Here is a 24,243-nt window from a genome sequence, read left to right on the forward strand (position 1 = left end):
GCAGTGGCTATTGCCCCACCAGGAATACGGCGTTGCCAAACAAGAGCTTACCGCTCTGCCAGAAGGCGCGGAACAAGGGGTTGTCGCCGAGGTAGATAACCTGGCCGCGGCCCAGGTCCTGCTCGCCCAGCACGAAGGTGTCGACCAGCTCTTTGCGGGCCTTGCTGCCGCTGAAGCCGGCGTAGTAGCCGTTCTTCTTAATGACGCCCACGTTCCAGCCACCTTTAGGTAAGAACTTGTAGCTGAGCGGGGTACGAATGAGGGCTGAGTAGGTGCCGCCGTAGCCGAAGGCCAGCGGGTGCGTGTTGTCGAGCTGCACCTGGTAGATGGTGCCCAGGGCCTGGTTTTCGGTGCTTTCGCGGTCGGCGGTGCCGTAGCGGCGCAGGGGCAGGTAGGGGTTGGTGGCCTCCGCTTTTTTGAGAGCCACCGAATCGGCGGTTTTGGCTTTGAGCAGGAAGTCTTTCTTATTGGCCAGGAATTTCATGGCGCCTTCCATCGCAATGAGCTTGCCGCCGCCGCGCACCCAGGCCTTGAGGCTTTCGAGGGCCGGGGCGGGGTAAATATCCTGGTAATTGCCGTCGGGCAGGATGAGCACGTCGATTTTCGACATATTCACCCGGCTCAGGTAGTCGGTACCCAACACGGTAATGGGGTAGCCGATTTGCTGCTCGAAGAAGTGCCATACCTCGCCAAACGCCGTAGCGTCGACGCCCGGCCCGGCCACCACGGCCACCGTGGGCTGCTTCACAAAGTGCACACTACCAGAGCCTAAGTCGTGGCCGGTAGTGGAAAAGCCTGACTTAACAGCGCGCACCACCGTGCCCGCCGAGTCGGCCTGGGCCCGCACCAGCTGGTCGAGCTGCGCGCCCAGCGCCTCGTTGCCGGTGCGCGTGATGATGAGCGTGCCGGGGGTATACTTTTGGCCCTCGGCCTCGAAGGCCTGCTCGGCGAAGCGCACTTTCACCTTCTTCTGGAGCAGCTGGCTCAGGAAGCGCACGTCTTGCAGGTTGTTCCAGCGGGCCAGGTAGGCGTAGGGTTTGTCGGTGGGCGCGGCGGCGCTGCCCTTCACCACGGCCGGGGTGGGAGTGGGGCCGCTGGCGTCGAGGCGCTCGGCCAGGGCGTAGGCCTTCACCCCAAACGAGTAGGGCAGGGCCCAGGAAGTAATGTCGTAGGTGAGCGAGTCTTCGAGCTGCGGGCGGGGCTCAAACAGCACTTTCACGAGCGTCGATTTGGGCTGGTACATGCTCACCAGCACGTCGTGGGGCTGCACGGTTACGGCCTCCGTTTTGCCGCTGCTGTAGTTGAAGCCCTTGGTTTTGAGCTGCTTGGGCGCAAAGCCGTAGTCGATTTGCTGGCGCTCCAGGTACTGCGTGAGCATGCGCAGCTGGCCGGGGTCGTTGCCGGAGGCCAGCACGTAGGTTTTGTAGGCACCGCCGGGCTTGGTTTTGGCGTTGGTGAAGTAGGCCTGGAACTCGCGCAGCAGGTCGTCGTGGCGCTCGGCGGTGGCCTGAATAGTGGCCCGGCTGGCGGCGTGGTGGTGGGCAATGCGCTGGGCCAGCGTCAGCGTGTCGCCGTCGGTGCGGGCGTAGGCCACGCCGGCCGGGCCGCCGCCGCCCTGCTCATACGTCATGCCGATGGCCCCGTTGAAGCTGGGCCAGGTATCGCCGTAAGTGGGGGCAAACAGGTCGTAGACCTCGCGGGTGAAGTACAGCCAGTTATTGGCATCAAACACCTTGCGGTTGTAGTCGCCAATCACGTTTTGGAACTGGCGCTGCCAGGGCGTGATGTCGGCGTGAAACGGCTTGGCGGCCGGCGAGAAGTAGTACGAGTTATTCGGCCCCATCTCGTGGAAGTCGGCGTGTACCTGGGGCAACCACTTATTATAGAGCACAATGCGCTGGCGGCTTTCCTGCTGGGTTTGCCAGGCCCAGTCGCGGTTCAGGTCGAAGTAGTAGTGGTTGTAGCGCCCGCCGGGCCAGGGCTCGTGGTGCTCCCACGAGTCGGGGCCGGCGTTGGGGTTCTGGTTGCGCACGCGGTTGTACCAGTTCACGTAGCGGTCGTGGCCGTCGGGGTTCACGCAGGGGTCCACCACCACCACCGTATTCTTCAGCCAGCCCTGCATTTGGGCATCCTGGGGGTTGGCCAGGTCATAGAGCACTTGCAGCACGGCCTCCGAGCTCACGGCCTCGTTGCCGTGCACGTTGTAGCTGAGCCAGGCTACGGCCGGCAGCTGGCGGCTGGCCACGCCGCCTTCGAGGCTGGCCAGCCGGCGGTCATTGAGCTGAATAGCAGCCAGTTTGCTAAAATTCTCGGCGTTGCCGATTTCGACTACCTCCAGCGTGCGCTTCTCGTAGGTTTGGCCGTAGCGCGTGATGCGCATGCGGCCGGGTGCGTGGGCCACCACGTGGGCGGCGTAGCGCAGCACATCGGCCTGCGGGGTAAACTGGCTGCCCAGCGCATAGCCCAGAAACTGGGCCGGCGTGAGCAGCGGGCCGGCCGCATCGGCCGCCGCCGTTGGAGGCAGGGCAGGGCCGGGCGGGGTGGTTTGGGCGTGGCTGGCGGTGCTGGCTAACAGGCTGGCCACTAGGGCCGTGCTGCACAGGCAGCGCCTGGCAGCAGGGGTGAGAAAAGCAGCGTAAACAGGCATCATAGGGAGCACAAGAAACGGGTAAGGTGCCACAAGGTAGGGGGCAAAAACGAGGTATTGTCCCCTAAAACCGCCGCATTTTACCTTATTGCCCGCTTCAGCCAAAGCTAGCGTGCCGCGTAACTTTGGAGTATGACCAAACCGCCCAAAGACCTACTCGCCAGCAAGGACGTGCTGCACCCGCGCAATCCGCACCGCGAGCGCTACGATTTTCCCGAATTAATTAAGGCCAGCCCGGCGCTCGCCGCCTTTGTGCAAGTCAATCAGTTTGGCAACGAATCGGTGGATTTTGCCAACCCCGCGGCCGTTACGGCGCTCAACCAGGCGCTGCTCAAGCACTTCTACGGCATTGCCAACTGGGATATTCCGGCCGGCTACCTGTGCCCGCCCATCCCGGGCCGGGCCGATTACTTGCATTATCTTGCTGATTTACTGGCCGATAGCAACGGCGGCGTAATACCGCGCGGCAAAACCATTTCGGTGCTCGACATCGGCGTGGGGGCCAACTGCATCTACCCCATCATTGGGCACCAGGCCTACGGCTGGCGCTTCGTGGGCTCCGAAACCGACCCCGTGGCCCTGGCCGCCGCCCGCAACATCGTGGCCGCCAACCCCGCCCTGATGGGCAGCGTCGATTGCCGGCTCCAGCCCGAGGCCAGCCACTTGCTCACGGGCGTGGTGAAGCGCGGCGAGGTGTTCGACGCCGTGATGTGCAACCCGCCTTTTTACCCTTCGCTGGCCGCCGCTACGGCCGGCACCCACCGCAAAACTGCCAACCTGGGTAAGGGCCGCCGCCCGGCCCCGGTGCGCAACTTCGGCGGCCAGGACAGCGAGCTGTGGTACCCCGGCGGCGAAGAAGCCTTCGTGCGTAACCTGGTGAAAGAAAGCGAGGAAATACCCACCAGCAGCTTCTGGTTTACGGCGCTTATCTCGCAAAGCCAGACATTGCCGGGTATTTACAAAGAGCTGCAATGGGCCGAGGCCGTGGACGTGCGCACCATCGAAATGGCCCAGGGCCAGAAGAAAAGCCGCCTGGTGGCCTGGACGTTCCTCACGCCCGAGCAGCAGGCCGCGCGGCGCGTTTCGCGCTGGGCCAAGGCAAAGTAGGGGTATTGTGCTGGGGGCAGCCCCACCCCCGGCCCCTCCTCTGCGGGGGAGGGGAGCCGAGAGTCGATAAGAATAATTGCTCACTAACCATTTTTCATTGCATCAGGCTCCCCTCCCCCGCAGGGGAGGGGCCGGGGGTGGGGCTGCCCCCGGAGAGCGACCAGATTCCATGCGTCTCCATACCCGCTAGTTACGTCTTTTTCGCCGCTTATGAAAACGCTACTACCCATCCTCGTCGCCCTGGCCCTGCCGCTGGCTACCCTGGCCCAAACTGCGCCGCGCCCCCTCAACCTCAGCGACTTGGCCCGCCTGCGCGATGTGGCCGACCCCAACCTCTCGCCCGACGGCGCGTGGGTGGCCTACACCGTGACCCGCGTGGACACGGCCACCGACAAGCGCGATGCCGACGTGTGGATGGCCCGCCTCGACGGCTCCCAAAACCTGCGCCTCACCACCAACCCGGCCAGCGAAACCAAGCCCCGCTTCAGCCCCGATGGCAAGTACCTGAGCTTCGTATCGAGCCGCAATGAAGACGATGGCGGCAACGCCCAGCTCTGGCTGCTGAACCGCGCCGGCGGCGAGGCCGAAAAGGTGACTAAGCTCAAGGGCAGCGTGTCGGACTACGTGTGGAGCCCCGACGGCCAGCGCATCGCCCTGATTATCAAGGATGCCGACCCCGACTCACTCACCGCCGCCCAAAAGGCCAAGAAGAAAACCGCGCCGCCCATCGTCATCGACCGCTTCCAGTTTAAGAAGGATATCGATGGCTATCTCAACCAGCAGCGCCAGCACTTGTACGTGTTCGACGTGGCCACGCGCCGGCTCGTGAACCTCACGCCCGGCGTGTACGATGAGTACCTACCCGCCTGGAGCCCCGATGGCAAGCAGCTGGTATTCAGCAGTAAGCGCGGCCCCGACCCCGACCGCCACGACAACTACGACCTGTTTTTAATTGATGCCAAAGCCGGTGCCACCGCCCGCCCGCTGCTGGCCACCGACGTGCCCGAGAGCGCGCCCAGCTACGGCAGCCGCCCCGCCTTCAGCCCCGACGGCCGCCGCGTCGCCTTTGTGCAGGGCGGCCCCAAGGAGCAGCTCGTGTACGCCCTGCACCAGCTGATGGTGGTAGATGTGGCCGGCGGCCCCGCCCGCGCCCTCACCGCCGGCCTCGACCGCAACACCACCCAGCCGCAATGGAGCGCCGATGGCAAGAGCGTCTATTTCCTGCTCGAAGATGACCGCGCCGAGTCGTTGATGCGGGTGCCCGCCTCCGGCGGCAAGCTCGAAAAAGTGCTGGCCGGCGCGCGCCAGGTCGGCGATTTTGACATGACCGGTAAGGGCCCGCTGGTGGTGCTTAGCAGCCAGCCCCAGCAGCCCACCGAGGTATTTGCCTTGGATAAAAAAGGCGGTTTGCGGCCGCTGTCCAAGCAAAACGACGTTTGGCTAAAGGGCGTGACGCTCGGCGCAGTCGAGCCGATGCAGGCCAAAAGCAAGGATGGCACGCCGGTAAGTGGCTTTATTATCAAGCCCGTGGGCTACCAGGCGGGGCGCAAGTACCCCACTATTCTGCGCATTCACGGCGGGCCGGTGGCGCAGTTTGGCTACGGCTTTTCGTTTGAGTGGCAATACTTTGCGGCCAACGGCTACGCCGTGGTGGTGGCCAACCCGCGCGGCAGCTCGGGCCGGGGCCTGGAGTACAGCAAAGCCATATTTGCCGACTGGGGCAACAAGGACACCGACGATGTGCTGGCCGTGGTAGACTACTCGGTGGCCCAGGGCCTGGCCGACCCCGACCGCCTCGGCGTGGGCGGCTGGAGCTACGGCGGCATCATGACCGACCAGGTTATTGCCCGCGACCAGCGCTTCAAAGCCGCCGTGAGCGGGGCCAGCATCGCCAACGTGCTCGCCGGCTACGGCACCGACCAGTACATCCGCGACTACGAAACCGAGCTGGGCACGCCCTGGAAAAACCCCGACGTGTACATGCGCGTGTCGTACCCCTTCTACCACGCCGACCAGATTCACACGCCCACGCTCTTCGTGTGCGGCGAGAAGGATTTCAACGTGCCCCTGCTCAATACCGAGCAGATGTACCAGGCCCTCAAAAGCCTCAACGTGCCCACGCAGCTTGTTATTTACCCCGGCCAGTTTCACGGCGTAACTACGCCCAGCTACGTCAAAGACCGCTACGTGCGCTACCTGGGTTGGTATAATAAGTACTTGATGCCCAAGGGCTCGGCGCAGGCTGGAACAGTGGGCGGGCAGTAGTGCTAATTTTCTGGTTCGCGTTCCGATGGCGCCCAGTTGAACTCACGCCATGCTCTATTTGTAAGCAGTAACCACTTGTATCTTGCATCATGAGCCAGGTTATTCTTACCATCCCCGACGAACAGCTTGCCCCTTTACTGAAGGTGCTGAAGGCGCTTCCTTTTGCCATCAAAACGAAGACGGTAGCTCCGCCTAAGCCCAAGCAGTACACGCCCGCGCAGCAGGAGTGGATTAATGATTTCCGTGAAGCGCTCCACGAGGTGGAATTGCATCAGCAGGGAAAAATTAAATTGCAGGACGCTCGTGACTTTTTAAATGAGCTTTAGAATCGTTATTACCGATAGCTTCCGCCGACCTGGTAAGCGGTTGCGCAAGAAATTCGTGAGCTTTAAAGCTGACTTTGCTGCTTTACTTGACGAATTGGAAGTTGACCCAAATTCGGGTGAGCCACTGGGCCGCGACTGCTACAAAGTCCGAATGAGTATTGCGGCCAAAGGGAAGGGTAAAAGCGGCGGTGCTAGGGTGATTACCTGCGTGAAAATCGTGGGCGAAGTAGTGTATCTACTCACGATTTATGATAAGTCAGACCAGGATTCAATTTCTGACAAAGAGCGCGACGACTTGCTGCGCGAGAACGGATTACTATAAAAGCCAAAAGCGCCCGCTATATACACAGCGGGCGCTTTTGGCTTTTATTTAAGCTACGAAAGAACATCATGCTCATCTGGCGTCCGCTGTCGAAGCATCTCTACCACGCCGTTAGAATAGTAAACTAAATGGCGTGGTAGAGATGCTTCGACAAGCGGACGCCAGATGAGCATGACGTTCTTCTTTGCACAAGTGGCGCAAATTACACCACCACGTTGACCATGCGGCCGGGCACTACCACCACTTTCCTGGCCGACTTGCCTTCGCCGAAGCGGGCGAGGAAATCGGATTCCAGGATGGCGGCTTCGATTTCGGCGGGGGTGGCGGTGGCGGCGAACTGGCGCTGGTCGCGCACTTTGCCGTTAATGGCCACGGGGTAGGTTACGTTGGCTTCGACCAGGTATTCTTCGCGGAATTCGGGGTAGGCGGCGTGGCTGATGCTGCCGGGCGCGTGGCCGAGTTCCTCCCACAGCTCCTCGGTGAGGTGGGGGGCGAAAGGGGAGAGCAGCAGCACGAGCGGCTCCAGCACGGCGCGCTTGCGGGTGCCGAGGGCGGTGAGCTCGTTCACGGCAATCATGAAGGTGCTGACGCTGGTATTGAAGCTGAACTTGTCGATGTCCTGGGCCACTTTTTGGATGACCTTGTGCAGGGTTTTCAGCTCGGCGGGAGTGGCGGGCTCGTCGGTGAGGGCCAACGCGCCGTCTTCGGGATGGAAGAGCCGCCAGAACTTCTTGAGGAAGCTAGCCACGCCGCTGATGCCGTTGGTATTCCAGGGCTTGAACTGCTCCAGCGGCCCGAGGAACATTTCGTAGAGGCGCAGGGCATCCGCGCCGTATTGGCTTACTAAAACGTCGGGGTTAACAACGTTGAATTTGGCCTTCGACATTTTCTCAACTTCGGAACCGCAGATATAACGGCCGTCGTCCTCCGTAATAAACTCTGCCGCGTTGTAATCAGGTCGCCATTTTTTGAAGGCTTCCGTGTCGAGCACATCATTACTGACGATGCTGACATCAACGTGCAATGGAGTAATGCCCTCGTGGCCAAATTCCCGGACCTCAAGAGAAGGATTCTGGTCGGCAAAGTTTGACACGTATGCGTCCGTAAAACGTTTTATTTTATAGAAGGCATCGTCAGTAGCACCTTCCTTCAGGGCATCGTATATATTCTTAGAAACTAGAAAAACTGGATTTGGAGTAGCCGTTGGCACATCAGTCTCGGCTACGTTCACCACCCAGGAAAAATTCAGCCGATACACGAAACTCGACCGGCCCAAAATCATCCCCTGATTTATCAGCTTCTGGAACGGCTCATTGGCCGTAACCAAACCTAAATCCTTTAGGAACAAATACCAGAAGCGGGAGTACAGCAGGTGGCCGGTGGCGTGCTCGGCGCCGCCCATGTAGAGGTCCACCTGGCCCCAGTACTGCTCGGCTTCCTCCGATACGAAGCGGTCGGCGTTGTGCGGGTCCATGTAGCGGAGGTAGTACCAGCTGGAGCCGGCCCAGCCGGGCATGGTGCTCAGCTCGAACTCGTACTGGCCCTTGTATTTCCAGTCTTTGGCGCGGCCCAGGGGCGGCTCGCCGGTTTCGGTGGGCTTGTACTCGTCGATTTCGGGGAGCACGAGCGGCAGGTCGGCTTCGGCCACGCCGTAGGCAGTACCGTCTTTGTAGTAAATCGGGATGGGCTCGCCCCAGTAGCGCTGGCGGCCAAAAATGGCGTCGCGCAGCCGGAAATTCACCTTGCCCTTGCCGAGGCCCTTCTCTTCCAGAAAGGCGATGAGCGTGGTGGTGGCCTCCTTATAGCCCATGCCGTTGATGATGCCCGAGTTGATGTAGAGGCCTTCCTTGGTAGGGTCGGCCTGCTGGTCGAGGTCTTTTTGCGCGTCCGAAATGGCCGGGATGGGCAGGTCGAAGTGCTTGGCAAAGAGGTAGTCGCGCTGGTCGCCGCTGGGCACGGCCATTACGGCGCCGGTGCCGTAGCCGGCCAGCACGTAGTCGGCCAGCCAGATGGGCACGGGCTCGTCATTGACCGGGTTCAGCCCGTAAGCGCCCGTAAACACGCCCGATACGTGCTTGACATCCGACATACGGTCGCGCTCCGAGCGGCGCTTGGTGGCGGCAATGTACTCGTCTACCGCCGCGCGCTGGGCGGGCGTGGTGAGGGTATTCACCAACTCATGCTCTGGGGCCAGCACCAGGAAAGTAGCCCCGTAGATGGTATCGACGCGGGTGGTGTAGACCTTAATATCAATGCCTTGGTGGCCCTGCACCGGGAAGGTAACTTCGGCCCCGATGCTCTTGCCAATCCAGTTGCGCTGCATCTCCTTCACGGCGTCGGGCCAGTCGAGGGTGGTGAGGCCCTGGAGCAGGCGGTCGGCGTAGGCGGTGATGCGCAGGTTCCACTGCGGCATGAGGCGGCGCTCCACGGGGTAGCCGCCGCGCTCCGAAAGGCCGTCTTTTACCTCGTCGTTCGAGAGCACGGTGCCCAGCGCGGCGCACCAGTTTACGTACGTATCTTGCTGGTAGGCAAGGCGATAGGGAAGAATGGCAGCGAGCTTCTGCTTCTCGCTCATCATTTGCCACTGGCCGGCCGAAAAGTCGTGGCGCTCCTCGTCGCCCCCGGCGGCGCGGATGCCGGCGCTGCCGCCCGCGGCAAACTTCTCCTGCAAGGTGCGGATGTGCTCGGCGTGGTCAGTGTCGAGGTTATACCAGCTATTGAAGAGCTTGAGGAAAATCCACTGCGTCCACTTGTAATAATCGGGGTCCGAAGTCCGCACCTCGCGCTCCCAATCGTAGCTAAAGCCCAGCTGCTGAAGCTGCCGGATGTAGGTTTCGATGTTCTTCTCGGTGGTCACGGCCGGGTGCTGGCCGGTCTGGATGGCGTACTGCTCGGCGGGCAGGCCAAATGAGTCGAACCCCATGGGGTGCAGTACATTACGGCCTTGCAGGCGCTGGTAGCGCGCCACAATATCGGAGGCAATGTAGCCCAGCGGATGCCCCACGTGCAGCCCCGCCCCGGAGGGGTACGGGAACATGTCGAGCACGTAGTACTTAGGCTTACTGGAGTTGTTGTCGGCGCGGAAGGTGTTGTGCTGCTGCCAGTGGTCTTGCCACTTCTTTTCAAGCTCTTGGGGGCGGTACGCGGGCATTTTGTTGGCTGGTTATTCGCGCAAAGCTACGAAAGCAGTAGCGCGAAGCTCCAGCTTCGTGCGCGAGCGCAACGAGCAGGCAGAACCACACGGCTACAACTGCAAGATGCTCGCTGCGCTCGCGCACGAAGCCGGAGCTTCGCGCTACTTTTACCTCACTATTAGGGTAGTCTCCCGCCAACCACGGTGTCTTTCAATAGCTTAGGCTAGAAAAACGCAAAGCCCGTGGCTGGCAGGCCACGGGCTTCGAAGTGGGTGTTTATTCTCCCCATAAAGATTCAAGTCCTATAGAGAACAAACTAAACAGTGACGAAGACTATAGCATAGTTTTCGTGCGGCTCCCGACTAAGCTGCTTGTGCAACTTGGTCGCTGGGTACTGGTAGTCAGCAGCATTTACGTGCTGCTGCACAAGTAACCCATTAGCCGGCAGGGAGGGTTCGCGCCCTTCCTGCTTGGGCTGCTAACTAAGGTCAGCCGCCGGGAGTTGCGCAAAGATGCGCGTTTTTTGGCAAACGTGCTCGCCGCTTGCGCGTTAGTGCGCCACCAGCTCGGCGGCCGGCTGCGTGGCCAGCGCCCGTAGGCTCTCGGCAAAAAGCTGGTAGGAGTACACCCGCGCCTCCAGGTCGAAGATATTGGAGACGGCCATCAGCTCATCGACCTGCGTTTCGGTGATAAACTCTTGCAAATCCTGCTGAATGGTGGCGGGGCTGCCCACGAAGGAGTAGGCCAGCATCTGCTGCACGGCCTGCTGCCCGCCGGGCACCCACAGCGGGCGCATCGACTCGACGGGTGGTTGTAGCGGGGCCGGGCGGCCCGTTACCACGCTCTGTATAAACTGCTGGAGCGAGGTGGAGAGGTAGGCGGCGTGCGCGTCGGTATCGGCCGCTACTACGTTGACGCAGGCGATAACGTAGGGCTTGGCCAGCGCCTCGGATGGCCGGAAATTCTGGCGATAAATCTCCAGCGCGGGCAGCAGCTGGCCCGGCGCGAAGTGGCTGGCAAAGGCGTAGGGCAGGCCCATGGCGGCGGCCAGGTAGGCGCTGTCGGTGCTGGAACCCAGGATGTAAATCGGAATATTGAGCCCCTCGCCGGGGATGGCGCGCACGGCCGCCGTGCTGTTGGCGGCTGAGAAATAGGCTTGCAGCTGCTGAATATCGCGCGGGAAATCCTGGGCCCCGCCAAAGCGGCTGCCCCGAATAGCTTGGGCCGTTACCTGGTCGGAGCCGGGGGCGCGGCCCAGGCCCAGGTCGATGCGGCCGGGGTAGAGCGAGGCGAGCGTGCCCATTTGCTCGGCCACCACTAGCGGGGCGTGGTTGGGCAGCATAATGCCGCCCGAGCCCACGCGCAGCGTGGTGGTGCCGCCCGCGATGTAGCCAATCAGCACCGGCGGCGACGAGCTGGCCACGCTGGCCATGTTGTGGTGCTCAGACAGCCAGTAGCGGGTATAGCCCAGCTGCTCAACCTGTTGGGCCAGGTGCAGGCTGTTGCGGAAGGTGTCGGTGGGGGTAGCGCCGGCGAGCACGGGGGCCAAATCCAGCACGGAAAAGGCGACCTGCTTAGGAGAATTTGCCATAATCAATCATAAAGAATAGGAAGCAGTATAAACCAACGGCCGCGCATAAAAGTTGGTGCGGTGAGTGCCCGCGCCGGCTGCGCGAGAGAACTCGGTCGGATTATGCAGAACTTTGTCGAGGCACGGCGCCCCAAGTTCTCCCTGACGAGCCCTTGCCTTGGGCGAGGCAACGCGGGAGCTGCCGTGCCCCAGCCCCGACTTCCCGACGTAATGGCCCGCATCCCCAAAGAAACCGTTGACCAGATTATCCACACCGCCGACATTCTGGAGGTGGTGGGCGACTACGTGCAGCTCAAGCGCCAGGGCCAGAACTACTGGGCCTGCTGCCCGTTTCATAACGAGAAGTCGCCCTCGTTTTCGGTAAACCCCAGTAAAGGTTTGTATAAGTGCTTTGGCTGCGGCAAGGCGGGCGGCGTCATCCAGTTTGTGATGGATGTGGAGGGCAGCAGCTACCCCGAGGCCCTGCGCGCGCTGGCTAAAAAGTACGGCGTGGCCGTGCCCGAAGAGGAGGAGCGCACCCCCGAAGAGCAGCTGGCCCAAAACGAGCGCGACTCGCAGTATATTGTATCTAGCTGGGCCAAAGACCATTACCATAAGCTGCTCCAAAATACGGAGGAGGGCATGGGCGTGGGCTACGCCTACCTCAAGGAGCGCGGCCTGAACCTGAACACCATCCAGACCTTCGAGCTGGGCTACTCGCTCGACCAGTGGGACGACCTGCTGAAAGCCGGTGAGAAAGCCGGCTACCAACTCAAATACCTCGAAAAAACCGGCCTCGTCATCAAGCGCGAAGACGAGCAGGGCCACGACACCGGCCGGCGCTACGACCGCTTCCGGGGCCGCGTGATGTTCCCCATTCACAACGTGAGCGGGCGCGTGGTGGGCTTTGGGGCGCGCACCCTGAAGCGCGACGACAAGATGGCGAAGTACCTCAACTCGCCCGAGTCGGATATTTACCACAAGTCGGACGTGCTCTACGGGCTGTTTCAGGCGCGCCAGCCCATTCGGCAGGCCGAAGTGTGCTACCTCGTGGAGGGCTACCTCGACGTGCTTTCATTGCACCAGGGCGGCATCAAAAACGTGGTGGCCTCGTCGGGCACTTCGCTCACGGAAGGGCAAATCCGGCTCATTAAGCGGTATGCTGACAACGTGACGGTGCTGTACGACGGCGACGCGGCCGGCATCAAGGCCAGCCTGCGCGGCACCGACCTGCTGCTCGAAGGCGGCCTGAACGTGCGCGTGGTGCTGTTTCCGGACGGCGACGACCCCGACAGCTACATCCGCAAGGTGGGCGACCAGCGCTTTGCCGACTACATCGAGAACCAGAGCCAGGACTTTATTACCTTCAAAACCACGCTCGTGGCCCGCGAGGCCAGCCACGACCCGGTAAAAAAGGCCGAGGCCATCCGGGAGGTGCTGCACAGCATTGCCAAGGTGCCCGACGGCCTCAAGCGCCAGGTGTTCCTGCAGCAAACCGCCGTAGCCTTTGGCTTTGAGGAACAGGTGATTATCACCGAATACAACAAGCTCCTCAAAACCAGCCCGCCCGGTAGGGGCGGCTCGCAGCCGCCCGCCCCCAGCGCAAACCCGCGCCCCACCGCCCCGCCCCGCCCCCTCACGCCCGAAGAGGAAATCGAGATGGCCATGTACGGCGTCACGAGCGGCTCGGAGGAGCAGGCGGCCCAGCTGGCGGGCCCCGCCGCCGGCCCCGAGGAGCTAGCCCACCCCCTCGACCTGCTGCAACAGTGCGAGCAGGCCGTGCTGCGACTGCTGGTGCTCTACGGCCCCCACGAGGTGCAGCCCGACGTGTCGGTGGCGCACTACCTACTTAGCCAGCTGGAAGATACGCCGCTGCGCACGCCCCTCTACGCCCAACTGTGGGACGAGTGCCGGGCGGCCTTTTTGCAGGGCCAGCTGCCCACCATGCGCCAGCTGGCCCACCACGAAGACGGCGCCATCCGCTTGCTGCTGGCCGACTTTGCCACCGAGCGCTATGACCTCAGCCCCAACTGGCGCATCAAGGATATTCACGTGCCTACCGAGCTGAACCTCTTGCAGTTGGCCTGCGACAACGCTATTCTGCGCCTTAATAAGTGCCACGTGCAGCGCGAGCGCCAGCAGTGCCTGGCCCAGCTCAACGACGCCCGCCTCGACGATAATGAGAAGCTGAATTCCCTATTGCGCTACAACGAACTCACCAAGCTCGACAACCAGCTGGCCCAGCTGCTGGGTACCGTGGTGGCGCGCAATGCGTAACTAATTCATAATCAAACTAATGAGTATTGACGTATTCCTGGCTGAACTAGAGACTATCCCCTACGACAACCGGGTGCAGCGCATGGTGGCGCTGGGCCAGCAGGCCCGCACCGATGCGGCGGCCGCAAGCCTGCTGCAAACCCTTGCCACCGCCGATGGCTTTTATGAGCGCCAGCTGGCCCTGCTGGCCTGCTACGGCAGCGCCGACGGGGCGCACGTGCTAGCTGCGCTGGCCGACCAGTCGCGGCTGCTGCGCGGCCTGGCACTCAGCCTAGTAGCCCACGTGTGCACCGATGCGCAGGTGCGGCTGGCGTTTGGCAGCCTCACGCGCAAGACGCAGCCCAAGCTGCTGCGCAACCTGCGGCAGCGGGGCCGGCACGCCGCGGTAGATGCGCTGCTGGAAGAGCTGGCCGCCCCCGCCGACGACCGGCTGGCGCAGTTCCTGTATTTCGGCACCGCCGCGCTGGTGGAAAAATACGTGGCTACGATGCTGCCAGGTTGGGGAATGGACGATTGGGTACGACTGGCAAAGTATCACCCAGACATTGCCTTTGCGCAGCTGCACGCCCAGCAACAAACGCAGGCCGCCCCGGATGCCCGGCTCTCCTACCACGCAAACGCGGTGCTGCCCGCCCTGGCCGAGCGCCGCCCCGACCACGCCCTGGCCCTGGTACGCGGGCTGCTGCGCCACGAGCCGCCGGCCCGCATCTATATGCAACCCGTGGCCGAGCGCCGCCCCAACGAACTAGTGGACTTGCTGCTGGCGCACGAAGACGGCGCGGCGGCCCGCCTCCACCTCAGCCGGCTCGCGCACCGCCTCACCGAGGCCCGGCTGCTGGCGGTGTTGCAGTACCGCCCCGCCTTCGTGGCCGACTACGCGGCCTGGCTGCATCGCGTGCCGCCTGCGGTGCGCCGCGCCGCGTTTGGCGTGGCCGGCAACGGGTGGCGTAGTGCCGGAGGCGTGTTGCCGGCTTCCATAGTAGCGCTGCTGCCCAGCGAGTTGCGCGAAGCCGAGGCCCGCCACCACCTGGCCCTGCCCACCCTGGCCACGCGCCCGGCCCAGCGGCTGCCCTACGCCACCTTCCTGCCCTGGGACGAGGCCCGTGCCGTGCTCGACCCCTTCGTGCGCAACCCCGATGCCGACTTGCGCACCGTGGCGCTGGCCGCGCAAATAGGGGTGGCCCGCTACCACCGCGCCCAGCTGCCAGCGGCGCTGGCCCTGGTGCGCGCCCGCGCCAACGAGCAAGACCCGGTGCGGCAAGCCATGCTGGGGGAACTTGCCAGCCTGCCGCCGGCCCGCTGGCAAGTGATTCATTTAGAAGAGTTAAGCCAGCTTATTCGCGATGCCCTGAACGCCGCCGACTTATCGGCGGGCACCGCCCGCTATGCCGAGCAGCTGGTGGTGGCGCTGGTGCCGTTTCATGCCGAGTGGGCGGCGGCGTGGCTGGGCGAGCTGGCGAAGTTGCGGGGAGTGATTTATTTTTCAGCCCTCGGCGACCGCCTCACCGATGCCGACGTGCGGCGGATTGTGCCGGCCCTGCTGCCCGTGCTGCAAGCCTGGGCCACCCGCGAGCGCGAATCGCTACTGGTGCAGGCGGCCCGCAGCCTGGGCCGGCGGCTGCGCGTGTTCGACGAGCTGGTAGACCTGCTGGAGCGCGTGCTGGCCACCACGCCGCATGTTCACGTGGCTTCCCCGGTTTTGCAGCTGCTGGCCGAGCACCGGCCCGGCCGCTTCACTACCCTTTTGCCGGCCCTGCTAGCCAGCGACCCCAGCGTAATAACGCTGCCCGTGGTGTATACCTACCTGCATTACCAGCGGCAAGACCTGCTCACGCCGTTTTTGGGGCAGCACGCCTACAAGGGTCGATTCTCGACCGGCAACACGCGCTTTGTGCTGCCCCTGCTCACGGGCTTCCACCGCTGGGTTCCGGCGCAGCAGCGTTTGTTTGCCGAAACGCTCACGCAGCTTACGCAAGATGGGCAGCGCGATACCTACGCGCAGTTTCGGGCTATTCACCAGCTGGCCGCGCTGCCGGCAATTATGCCGACGCGTCTGCTTAGCCTGGCCGATGCGCGCATGGAGCGCCTCGCCGTGCGCGACACCGCGCTGCGGGCCCTGGCCCGGCTCGACGGCGGGCAGGGCGTGCCGGTGCTGGTGGAGGCCCTGGACGATGTTCGCGCCCGCATCGCCATTTATGCCCTGCGCTCGACGCTGCTGGAAATGCCCCCCGCGCGGGCGCTGGCCCTGCTGCAAGCCGTGCCCACCACCAAAGTAACGGTGGCCAAGGAAGTGCTGCGCCTGCTCGGCGACCTCGACACGCCGGCCGCCTACCCGCTGCTGCTCGACATGGCCGCCCGCCCGCTGCACCGCGACGTGCGCGTGGCCCTGCTCCGCGCCCTGTGGACGCAGCTGGAGCGCCCCGAAACGTGGCCCATTCTGCTGGCCGCCGCCGCCGACCCCGACCCGGCCGGGGCCGCCGGCGTGGTCTGGCTGCCCACCGACCGGCTCTCGCCCGCCGTGCAGCAGCAGGTGCTGACGCTGCTGGCTGCGCTGCTCGGCCACCCCGATGCCTTGCTGCGGGTGCAGGTACTGAGCCGCTTGGCCTCGCTGCCGCTCGCCGACCCTGGCCGGGTATTGCTGCCGCCGCTGCTCGCCCGCCTGCACTCGCCGCTGCCCGACGAGTACCAGGCCGCCGCCCGCGCCCTGTTTGCCACCTACGCCGCCCAGGATGCCGCCGCCATTGCCGAAACCGTGGCCCAGGTGCTGCCCGAGCGGCGCGTGCTGCAAGCCACGCTCACGGCCCTGCTCACCGCCCTCGACAGCAACCGCAGCCGCTTGCAGCCCGTGGTGCACGCCATGCTGGCCGTGCTGCGGCCCGACCCGCTCACGGTGCGGCTACAAGTGCGGCTCGCCCTGGCGGGGTTGCCCTGGCCCGAGCTGGCCCCGTACCTCACTAGCCTGGCCGCCACCGACGCCCTGGACGCGGAGGTGCTCATGGCCACCGTACACGCCCTGGAGTCAATCAGGCAACGTATTGCCAATCAGGCAGATGTCGAGGCATTGCTTGCCATTGAGGATGCCCTGGCTGCCAGCCCCGATGCCCGCCTGCGCCGGGTGGCCCTGGCTGCGCTGTGCACCCAGGCCACCCGGCCTGCCGGCTGGACGGCCGCCCTGCGCACGCGCCTCGACCACTACCGCGCCGACCCGGCCCCGCTCGTGGCCGCCCCCGCGCAGTTCACCTTCCCACCGGCCGATGCAGTCAACAAGTAACAGTGCTGGTGGATGGCACGGGGCCGCGCCCCGTGCCATCCACCAGCACTGTTAAATATGTTAAATGATACGTGTTAAATGTTAAAGCAACTCAACCTTTCCCGCCTGTGGCTGGCCCTGGGCCTGCTTGCGCTCAGCTTTGCGGTGGGGGTGGGGGGCTTCATGATGCTGGAAGATTATTCCTTCATCGACGCCTTCTACATGACGGTGATAACGGCCTCCACGGTCGGCTTTGGCGAGGTGCACCCGCTCTCCGACGCGGGTCGGCTGTTCACTTCGTTCTATATCTTATTCAACCTGCTGGTGGTGGCCTACCTCGTGTCGGTGCTCACCACGTACATTTTTGATGGCGAGCTGCGCCACCTTTTTCGCATGATTCGCGCCGACCAGGAAATTAAGAGCTTTCGTAACCACGTGATTGTCTGTGGTTTCGGCCGCAATGGCTACAAGGCCTACGACGAGCTACGCCAAAGCGGCACGCTGGCCGTAGTGGTGGAGCAAAGCCAGGCTCTGGTGGCGTCCATCAACGAGCCCCGGGGCACGGCACCCCGCATTCCGATGGTGCTGGGCGACGCCACCACCGAAACCTCCCTGCGCCAGGCCGGTATCGAGCACGCCCGCGCCCTCATCACGGCCTTGCCCAAAGATGCTGATAATGTGTTTGTGGCCCTCACTGCCCGCGAGCTTAACCCGCACCTCACCATCATTGCCCGGGCCAGTGCCCGCAGCAGCGTGAGCAAGCTGATTTCGGCGGGGGCCAACTCGGTGGTGATGCCCGACGAAATTGGCGGCTCGCACATGGCCAACCTCATTATTCGCCCCGAGGTCATTCGGTTTCTGGACATGATTTCGGGACTCGGCCCCAACAAGCTGCGCCTCGAAGAGCTGTCCTTCAGCGAGATGCGGCCCACCCTGCGCGGCCAAAGCATTCGGGAGCTGGATGTGCGCTCGCGCACCGGGGCCACCGTTATTGCCCTGCGCCGCGGCCAGGGCGGCGAGCTGGAAGTGAGCCCCGCCGCCGATTACCGCCCCGCCGCCGGCGATGTGTTGCTGGTGCTCGGCAACGAGGCCCAAATCCAGGCCGTGCACAACCAGTACAAATAGGCGGCAATGCTGCATCCGCGCGCGCTGAATTAATTGCCCCCGGCTGCTACCCCCAGTTGCGCGTCCCAATAATTAAGCATGTCCTGCAACGTCTGCGCGAACGGAATAACCGGTTGCCAGCCGCAGTGCGCCTTGATTTTGGCGTTGCTACCCACTATCACCGGGTTATCAACGGGCCTGATTAGCTTGGCACTGCTGGTGTAGCTGTGCGCTACGCCAGCTAGCTGCATCATTTTGGTAATAACTTCCTCCAGCGAGTACCCCTGGTTGCTACAAATATTATAAACTTCGCCCTTGGTGCCACTCGCCATGAGGGCAGTATAGGCCTTCACCACGTCGCGCACATCCAGGAAATCCCGGATAATATGCACATTACCCACTTCGATGGTATTAATTAAACCCCGCTTGTACTGAATAATTTGCTTGGCAAAAGAGGAGATAACAAAATTGCCTTTTTGGTTGGGCCCGATGTGGTTAAACGAGCGCGTCATAATAATATCCAGGCCGTAGCCCTGCACGTAAACCTTGTTCAGTAGCTCCTGCGCCATCCGGGCTACCGCGTAGGGACTAACCGGGTTAAAGGCCAATTCCTCAGTCAGGGGCAGGTTTTCGGCCGCTACTATGCCGTATTCTTCCGAGGAGCCAACGGACAGGATGCGACATTTCAGCCCAAGCAGGCGCACGCTTTCCACCAAATTCAAAAAAATATTCGTGTTATTCTGAAAGCTTTTAATCTGCTTGAACCAGCTGTAGGAAACACTGCTGTCGGAGGCCAGATGGTAGATATAATCAGGCCGAAATTGCTAGAGAATTGCTTGTAATTCTTCCTGATTAGTTAAGTCGATTTTTTTGACGCTGATTGTTAAATTCTTTATGGAAAACGCCTCGAAATACTGGCTGCGCGACAACCTCAGAATAGTGAATTCGTCCGCAGAGTCGGCCAGGTGGTCTAGTAAATATTTGCCAACAAAGCCAGTGAATCCGGTTATCAGTACACGTTTCATTATTTCCCCATATTGAGCCGGTTTTGCAGAGGCCGGCCAGTCAAAAGCTGCAGCTTACCGCTGCCCGGCCGTGAGCCAGCAGCCGGGCCCGCCCCGTTTACTGCATCGGCGTCGGCGCTTAGTTAATTCTCTTTCTTCATGCACATTGCCGTTACCACGCGCTTTCTGCTGCCCGGCAACCAGCTGGAAGGCCTGGGCCGCTACACGTTTGAAACCCTGAGCCACCTGGTGCGCCAACACCCGGAGTGCACGTTCCACTTTCTATTCGACCGGCCCTACGACCCCCGCTACTTGCTGGGTCCCAACGTGGTACCCCACGTGCTGCTGCCCCCCGCGCGCCACCCCCTGCTGATGCTGGCCTGGTACGAGGGGGCCGTGGCCTGGTGGCTGCGGCGGCATCGCCCGGCCGTTTTGCTCTCGCCCGAGGCCTTCACGGTGCTGGGCACGCGCGTGCCGCGGGTGCTGGTAGTGCACGATTTGTCGTACCTGCACCGCCCCCACGATGTGGCGGGCCTCATGCAGCGCTACTACACCTACTTTATGCCGCGCTTCATCCGGGCCGCCACGCAGCTGGTGGCCGTGTCGGAAACCACCCGGCTCGATGTGGCCGAGCAGTTTGGGCTGCCGGCCGCGCGCATCAGGGTGGCGTATAATGCGCCGGCCGCGCATTTTCGGCCGCAGCCGCCCGCCCGGCAGGTGGCCGTGCGGGCGCAGTTCAGCCAGGGCCAGCCGTACTTTTTGTTTGTGGGGGCCTTGCAGCCGCGCAAAAATTTAGAAAATTTACTCATAGCCTTTGGCCTGTTCAAGGCTGCCGGGGCAGCGGGAAGTGCGCCCGCGCGGGCGGCTGCCGTGCAGCTGCTGATTGTGGGCCGCGAGGCTTGGCGGGCCGGGCCCATTTTTGAAGCCTACCAAGCCCTGACGCCGGCCGTGCGGGCCGCCGTGCACTTCACGGGTCGCGTGAGCGAGGAGGAGCTGTCGGGCCTGTACGCCGCCGCGCTGGCTACGGTGTATGTGCCCTTTTTTGAAGGCTTTGGCTTGCCCGTAGTAGAGGCGCAGGCCAGCGGCTGCCCGGTTATCACGTCCAATTTGTCGTCGCTGCCCGAGGTGGCGGGCGGTGCGGGCGGGGCCCTGCTCTGCAACCCGCACCAGCCGCCAGCCATTGCCGCAGCCCTCACCCAGCTAAGCCAGGACGCGGCCCTGCGGGCGCGCCTGCAAGCCGCGGGCCTGGCCAATGCCGCCCGTTTTTCGTGGGCCCGCAGCGCCGAGGTGCTGTGGCAGGCGGTGCAGGCCGCCCTTAAGTAGTCGTCTACGTAAGGATAGCCCGGGCTTACCTTCGCTGCCAATGCACGTTTTACAAGTTTGCTTCCGCGTTCCGTACCCGCCGCACGATGGCGGGGCCATTGCCATGTATGAAACGGTGCGGGGCCTGGCCGAGGCCGGCCACATCGTAACGGTGCTGGCCGTGAATACCCCCAAGCACCACCAGCCCGCCGACGCCCTGGCCCACCTGGGCCCCAACGTGCAGATGGTGCCCGTGGATGTTGATACGCGCCTCTCACCACTGAAGGCGCTCCACAACCTGCTGCTCACCGACCGGCCCTACAACGTGGAGCGCTTCATTAGCTCGCGCCTGGCCGAAACCTTTAAGAACCTGCTACTTACGCAGGCTATTGATGTGGTACACGTCGAAGGCACGTTTGTAGCCTGGTACGTGGCCGTGTACCTGGCCCAGGAAATAGCGGCCGGCCGCCTGCCGGCCCGCGCGCAGCTTCCGCTGTTTGTGCTGCGGTCGCATAACGTGGAGTACACCATTTGGGAGATGTTGGCGAGTCGCACGGGTAACCCGTTAAAAAAGTGGTACTTAACTAAGTTGGCCCAGCGGCTGCGTGCGTTCGAGCACTGGATACTGCCGCACTTCGACGCCATTATTGCCATTACGGAGGAAGATGCCGTGCGCTTTCGGGCCATGTACGCCAGCTTGCCAGCAGCTACTACAGGCGCGCTGGCCGCCGCTGCCACCGCGCCTACCATCGCCGTGATGCCGGCCAGCTTCGACCTGCGCCGCCTGCGGCCCGCCACCACGGCCCCGCAGCCACGCACGGTTTTTATGCTAGGCTCGCTCAACTGGCTACCCAACCTGGAGGGGGTCGACTGGTTTTTGCGCGAAATATGGCCCCAGGCCCACGCCGAGCTACCCGAGCTAGAGTTGCACATCGCCGGCTCGCACCCACCCAAGTCGCTCACCAGCCGCCCCGCCGGCCAGGATAGCGTATTTGTGCACGGCTTTGTAGAGTCGTCCACGGCCTTCATGGCCCAGTATGAGCTGATGCTGGTGCCGCTGCTCAGCGGGGGCGGCATGCGCGTGAAAGTGGTTGAGGGCCTGGCCGTGGGCAAAGCCATCCTGAGCACCACCATTGGGGCGGAGGGCATTGCCGCCCACGACGGCGAGAACCTGCTGCTGCGCGACGCGCCCGCCGCCTGGCTGCAAGCCCTGCGCGACTACTACCACGGCCGCCTGCCGCTGGCCGCTATTGGCCAAGCGGCGGCCCGCACGGCCCACGAGCTCTACGACACGGTGCAGGTAACGGCGCAGCTAGTGCGACTTTATGAGCAGGTGCGGCCCCGGCTGGCCGCCGCGCAGCCCCAATGATGGCCCTGCTCATGGCGCTCACCCTGCTTAGTGGTGGGCTGGTGGTGTACTCCTACGCCGGCTTTCCGCTGCTGCTGAGCCGCTTGAGCCGGGGCCGCACCCTGCCCGGCCCCGTGCACAGCCCCGCCGACGCCCTGCCCGCCGTAGATGTGCTGCTGGCCGTGCACAACGAGGAAGTAGTGCTGGAGCAGAAAATCAGGGCCACGTTTGCGACCACTTACCCGCGCACGCACCTACGGCTGCTGGTGGGCTCCGACGGCTCAACCGACCACACCAATGCCCTGCTGGCCCGCCTGGCCACCGAGTTTCCGCAGCTGCACTACACGGCCTTTGCCGAGCGCCAGGGCAAGCCCGGCGTGATGCAGTACCTCTCGGCCCAGGCTACCGCCCCCGTGCTGGTGCTCACCGATGCCAACGTTTTTTTTGAGCCCACTACACTCTTCGAACTGGTAAAATATTTTGCCAACCCGCACGTGGGCCTGGTGGGGGCCAATGTGCTGGCCCCGCCCATGCTGGCCGGCCCCAACCAGGGTATTACGGCCCAGGAAAGCGCCTACCTGGCCCGCGAAAACCACTTTAAGTACCAGGAAAGCGTAATTTGGGGTGCGGCTATGGGTGCGCACGGCGGGGCATTTGCCGTGCGCCGGGCCGCCTACACGCCCGCGCCGGCGGGCTTCGTGGTCGACGATTTTTTTACGTCGATGGCGGCGCTGCGGGCGGGCTACCAGGTGCTACTGAACCCGGCCGCTCGCGCTACCGAGGACGTGGGCTACCACGTAGCCGAAGAGTTTCGGCGCAAGGCGCGCATCTCGGTGGGTAATTTTCAGAATGCCCACGAATTTCGCCGCCTGTTGTGGCCGCCGTGGCGCGGCGTGGCGTTCGCATTCTGGTCGCACAAGGTGCTGCGCTGGCTCACGCCCCACCTGCTGCTGCTGGGCCTGGCCGCCAGCATGGCCCTGGTGGCGCGGGGAGCCGGCTGGTTCTGGCAGCTGGCGCTGGTGGGGCAGGTGGCGCTGCCGCTACTGGGCGGGCTCGACTGGCTGCTGCGGCGCGCCGGGGGGCCACCCGTGGCGGGGCTGCGCTACATCCGCCACTTTTACGTGATGAACGCCGCCCTGCTGCTGGGCTGGTGGCGCTACCTGCGCCGGCAGCGCTCGGCAGTGTGGCGGCCCACGGCCCGCAACCAACACGCCGGCCACGGCCCGCCGCCCCGCGTGGGGCCGTAGGCCGGCTTTAAAACGAAGTAGCGCTTTGGCGGTTACTTTCCATTATTACCTACTCTACCTGGGCAAGCCACTGCTTACCCCACCTGTATGCTTGACACCATCGAATCCGCCATCGAAGATATCCGGGCCGGCAAAGTTGTAATCGTTGTGGACGATGAGGACCGCGAAAACGAGGGCGATTTTATCTGCGCTGCCCGCTGCGCCACGCCCGAAGTCATCAACTTTATGGCTACCCACGGGCGTGGCCTCGTGTGCGCGCCGCTCACCGCCGAGCGCTGCGACGAGCTGGGCCTCGACCTGATGGTGGGCCGCAACACGGCCCTGCACGCCACGCCCTTCACGGTATCGGTCGATTTGCTGACTAACGGCGTGACTACCGGCATTTCGGCCTCCGACCGCTCCAAGACCATCCTGGCACTCATCGACCCCGCCACCAAGCCCGAGGACCTGGGCAAGCCGGGCCACATTTTCCCGCTCAAGGCCCGCAAAGAGGGCGTGCTGCGCCGCGCCGGCCACACCGAGGCAGCCGTCGATTTGGCCCGCCTGGCGGGCTTCGAGCCGGCCGGCGTGCTGGTCGAAATTCTTAAGGAAGATGGCGAGATGGCCCGCCTGCTCGACCTCGAAAAGGTAGCCAGGCAGTGGAACCTGAAGCTGATTTCGGTGCAGGACCTCATCAAGTACCGCTTGGCGCAGGAGAGCCTCATTCAGCGCGAAATCACGGTGAAGCTGCCCACCGCCCACGGCGATTTTGACCTCTACGCCTACACCCAGCGCTCCAACGGCGCGCAGCACCTGGCCCTGGTGAAGGGTGATATTACCGGCCCCGAGCCGGTGCTGGTGCGCGTGCATAGCTCATGCGTAACCGGCGATATTTTTGGCTCGTGCCGCTGCGACTGCGGCCCGCAGCTGCACCAGGCCATGGAGCAGATTGAACGCGAAGGCCGCGGCGTAATCGTGTACATGAACCAGGAAGGCCGCGGTATTGGCCTGCTTAATAAGCTGAAAGCCTATAAGTTGCAGGAATCCGGCCGCGATACCGTGCAGGCCAACGAAGACCTGGGCTTCCGGGGCGACGAGCGTGACTACGGCGTGGGAGCGGCCATTATCCGCGACCTGGGCCTGCGCAATCTGCGCCTGCTCACCAACAACCCCCGCAAGCGTACCGGCCTCAGCGCCTACGGTATTGAGGTGATAGAAACCGTGCCCATTGAAATTGCGCCCAACCAGCACAACGAAACTTACCTCACCACCAAGCGCGACAAGATGGGCCACGATATTTTACGGGCCATGACGCCCTTGGCCCCACCGGTAGCCTAGGTGTTGATTACCAGTGAAAGGCT

At 63.3% G+C, this 24,243-nt stretch carries 14 protein-coding genes and 1 pseudogene; 11 read left to right on the forward strand and 4 right to left on the reverse strand.

Going from position 1 to position 24,243, the window contains the following annotated elements:
• Window positions 1-7: 7 nt before the first annotated feature.
• Window positions 8-2,650, reverse strand: a complete 2,643-nt coding sequence (locus QMK33_RS08495; protein ID WP_283564151.1) for a M14 metallopeptidase family protein — start codon at window positions 2,648-2,650, stop codon at window positions 8-10.
• 129 nt (window positions 2,651-2,779) lie between these two features.
• On the opposite strand from QMK33_RS08495, the gene rlmF reads away from it, so the two are divergent.
• The 4 genes from rlmF to QMK33_RS08515 all read left to right on the forward strand — a co-directional run bounded on the left by rlmF (window position 2,780) and on the right by QMK33_RS08515 (window position 6,667).
• Window positions 2,780-3,754, forward strand: a complete 975-nt coding sequence (gene rlmF / locus QMK33_RS08500) for a 23S rRNA (adenine(1618)-N(6))-methyltransferase RlmF (protein WP_283564152.1) — start codon at window positions 2,780-2,782, stop codon at window positions 3,752-3,754.
• A gap of 210 nt (window positions 3,755-3,964) precedes the next feature.
• Window positions 3,965-6,019: a S9 family peptidase gene (locus tag QMK33_RS08505; protein ID WP_283564153.1), complete on the forward strand. Its 2,055-nt coding sequence runs from the start codon at window positions 3,965-3,967 to the stop codon at window positions 6,017-6,019.
• Between the two features lie 89 nt (window positions 6,020-6,108).
• On the forward strand, window positions 6,109-6,345 hold the full coding sequence (locus tag QMK33_RS08510) for a hypothetical protein (protein WP_283564154.1): 237 nt from the start codon (window positions 6,109-6,111) through the stop codon (window positions 6,343-6,345).
• Window positions 6,335-6,667: a type II toxin-antitoxin system RelE/ParE family toxin gene (locus QMK33_RS08515; protein ID WP_283564155.1), complete on the forward strand. Its 333-nt coding sequence runs from the start codon at window positions 6,335-6,337 to the stop codon at window positions 6,665-6,667. Before QMK33_RS08510 ends, QMK33_RS08515 begins: the two co-directional genes overlap by 11 nt.
• Before the next feature lie 202 nt (window positions 6,668-6,869).
• Here QMK33_RS08515 and QMK33_RS08520 read toward each other — a convergent pair whose 3' ends face one another.
• Window positions 6,870-9,818, reverse strand: coding sequence for a leucine--tRNA ligase (locus tag QMK33_RS08520; RefSeq protein ID WP_283564156.1), 2,949 nt, complete (start codon window positions 9,816-9,818; stop codon window positions 6,870-6,872).
• A gap of 533 nt (window positions 9,819-10,351) precedes the next feature.
• Window positions 10,352-11,392, reverse strand: a complete 1,041-nt coding sequence (locus QMK33_RS08525) for an LLM class flavin-dependent oxidoreductase (RefSeq protein WP_283564157.1) — start codon at window positions 11,390-11,392, stop codon at window positions 10,352-10,354.
• Between the two features lie 210 nt (window positions 11,393-11,602).
• Here QMK33_RS08525 and dnaG point away from each other — a divergent pair, with 210 nt between their 5' ends.
• The 3 genes from dnaG to QMK33_RS08540 all read left to right on the forward strand — a co-directional run bounded on the left by dnaG (window position 11,603) and on the right by QMK33_RS08540 (window position 18,023).
• Window positions 11,603-13,648: a DNA primase gene (dnaG, locus tag QMK33_RS08530; protein WP_283564158.1), complete on the forward strand. Its 2,046-nt coding sequence runs from the start codon at window positions 11,603-11,605 to the stop codon at window positions 13,646-13,648.
• Between the two features lie 19 nt (window positions 13,649-13,667).
• Window positions 13,668-16,919: a hypothetical protein gene (locus QMK33_RS08535; RefSeq protein ID WP_283564159.1), complete on the forward strand. Its 3,252-nt coding sequence runs from the start codon at window positions 13,668-13,670 to the stop codon at window positions 16,917-16,919.
• A gap of 78 nt (window positions 16,920-16,997) precedes the next feature.
• Window positions 16,998-18,023, forward strand: a complete 1,026-nt coding sequence (locus QMK33_RS08540; protein ID WP_283564160.1) for a potassium channel family protein — start codon at window positions 16,998-17,000, stop codon at window positions 18,021-18,023.
• A 29-nt stretch (window positions 18,024-18,052) separates the two neighbouring features.
• Here QMK33_RS08540 and QMK33_RS08545 read toward each other — a convergent pair.
• Window positions 18,053-19,027: pseudogene (locus QMK33_RS08545) on the reverse strand (GDP-mannose 4,6-dehydratase).
• Between the two features lie 138 nt (window positions 19,028-19,165).
• On the opposite strand from QMK33_RS08545, the gene QMK33_RS08550 reads away from it, so the two are divergent.
• The 4 genes from QMK33_RS08550 (at window position 19,166) to QMK33_RS08565 (ending at window position 24,220) form a co-directional block, all read left to right on the forward strand.
• A complete protein-coding gene (locus QMK33_RS08550; protein ID WP_283564161.1) occupies window positions 19,166-20,329 on the forward strand; it encodes a glycosyltransferase family 4 protein in 1,164 nt (387 codons plus the stop codon).
• Between the two features lie 40 nt (window positions 20,330-20,369).
• The gene (locus QMK33_RS08555; protein ID WP_283564162.1) at window positions 20,370-21,677 is read left to right on the forward strand and encodes a glycosyltransferase family 4 protein; all 1,308 of its coding nucleotides are present in this window, start codon (window positions 20,370-20,372) and stop codon (window positions 21,675-21,677) included.
• Between the two features lie 11 nt (window positions 21,678-21,688).
• Window positions 21,689-22,903, forward strand: a complete 1,215-nt coding sequence (locus QMK33_RS08560; RefSeq protein ID WP_283564163.1) for a glycosyltransferase — start codon at window positions 21,689-21,691, stop codon at window positions 22,901-22,903.
• Window positions 22,904-22,990: 87 nt separating this feature from the next.
• A complete protein-coding gene (locus QMK33_RS08565) occupies window positions 22,991-24,220 on the forward strand; it encodes a bifunctional 3,4-dihydroxy-2-butanone-4-phosphate synthase/GTP cyclohydrolase II (RefSeq protein WP_283564164.1) in 1,230 nt (409 codons plus the stop codon).
• The last annotated feature ends 23 nt before the right edge of the window (window positions 24,221-24,243 follow it).

This window comes from Hymenobacter sp. H14-R3 (genome assembly GCF_030063445.1).
In the GTDB taxonomy this organism is placed as follows: domain Bacteria; phylum Bacteroidota; class Bacteroidia; order Cytophagales; family Hymenobacteraceae; genus Hymenobacter.

What these genes read in the sequence shown, in the direction of transcription:
- QMK33_RS08495 (WP_283564151.1), bottom strand. Translation starts at nt 2,650, where the DNA reads ATGATGCCTGTTTACGCTGCTTTTCTCACCCCTGCTGCCAGGCGCTGC.
- rlmF (WP_283564152.1), top strand. Translation starts at nt 2,780, where the DNA reads ATGACCAAACCGCCCAAAGACCTACTCGCCAGCAAGGACGTGCTGCAC.
- QMK33_RS08505 (WP_283564153.1), top strand. Translation starts at nt 3,965, where the DNA reads ATGAAAACGCTACTACCCATCCTCGTCGCCCTGGCCCTGCCGCTGGCT.
- QMK33_RS08510 (WP_283564154.1), top strand. Translation starts at nt 6,109, where the DNA reads ATGAGCCAGGTTATTCTTACCATCCCCGACGAACAGCTTGCCCCTTTA.
- QMK33_RS08515 (WP_283564155.1), top strand. Translation starts at nt 6,335, where the DNA reads ATGAGCTTTAGAATCGTTATTACCGATAGCTTCCGCCGACCTGGTAAG.
- QMK33_RS08520 (WP_283564156.1), bottom strand. Translation starts at nt 9,818, where the DNA reads ATGCCCGCGTACCGCCCCCAAGAGCTTGAAAAGAAGTGGCAAGACCAC.
- QMK33_RS08525 (WP_283564157.1), bottom strand. Translation starts at nt 11,392, where the DNA reads ATGGCAAATTCTCCTAAGCAGGTCGCCTTTTCCGTGCTGGATTTGGCC.
- dnaG (WP_283564158.1), top strand. Translation starts at nt 11,603, where the DNA reads ATGGCCCGCATCCCCAAAGAAACCGTTGACCAGATTATCCACACCGCC.
- QMK33_RS08535 (WP_283564159.1), top strand. Translation starts at nt 13,668, where the DNA reads ATGAGTATTGACGTATTCCTGGCTGAACTAGAGACTATCCCCTACGAC.
- QMK33_RS08540 (WP_283564160.1), top strand. Translation starts at nt 16,998, where the DNA reads ATGTTAAAGCAACTCAACCTTTCCCGCCTGTGGCTGGCCCTGGGCCTG.
- QMK33_RS08550 (WP_283564161.1), top strand. Translation starts at nt 19,166, where the DNA reads ATGCACATTGCCGTTACCACGCGCTTTCTGCTGCCCGGCAACCAGCTG.
- QMK33_RS08555 (WP_283564162.1), top strand. Translation starts at nt 20,370, where the DNA reads ATGCACGTTTTACAAGTTTGCTTCCGCGTTCCGTACCCGCCGCACGAT.
- QMK33_RS08560 (WP_283564163.1), top strand. Translation starts at nt 21,689, where the DNA reads ATGGCGCTCACCCTGCTTAGTGGTGGGCTGGTGGTGTACTCCTACGCC.
- QMK33_RS08565 (WP_283564164.1), top strand. Translation starts at nt 22,991, where the DNA reads ATGCTTGACACCATCGAATCCGCCATCGAAGATATCCGGGCCGGCAAA.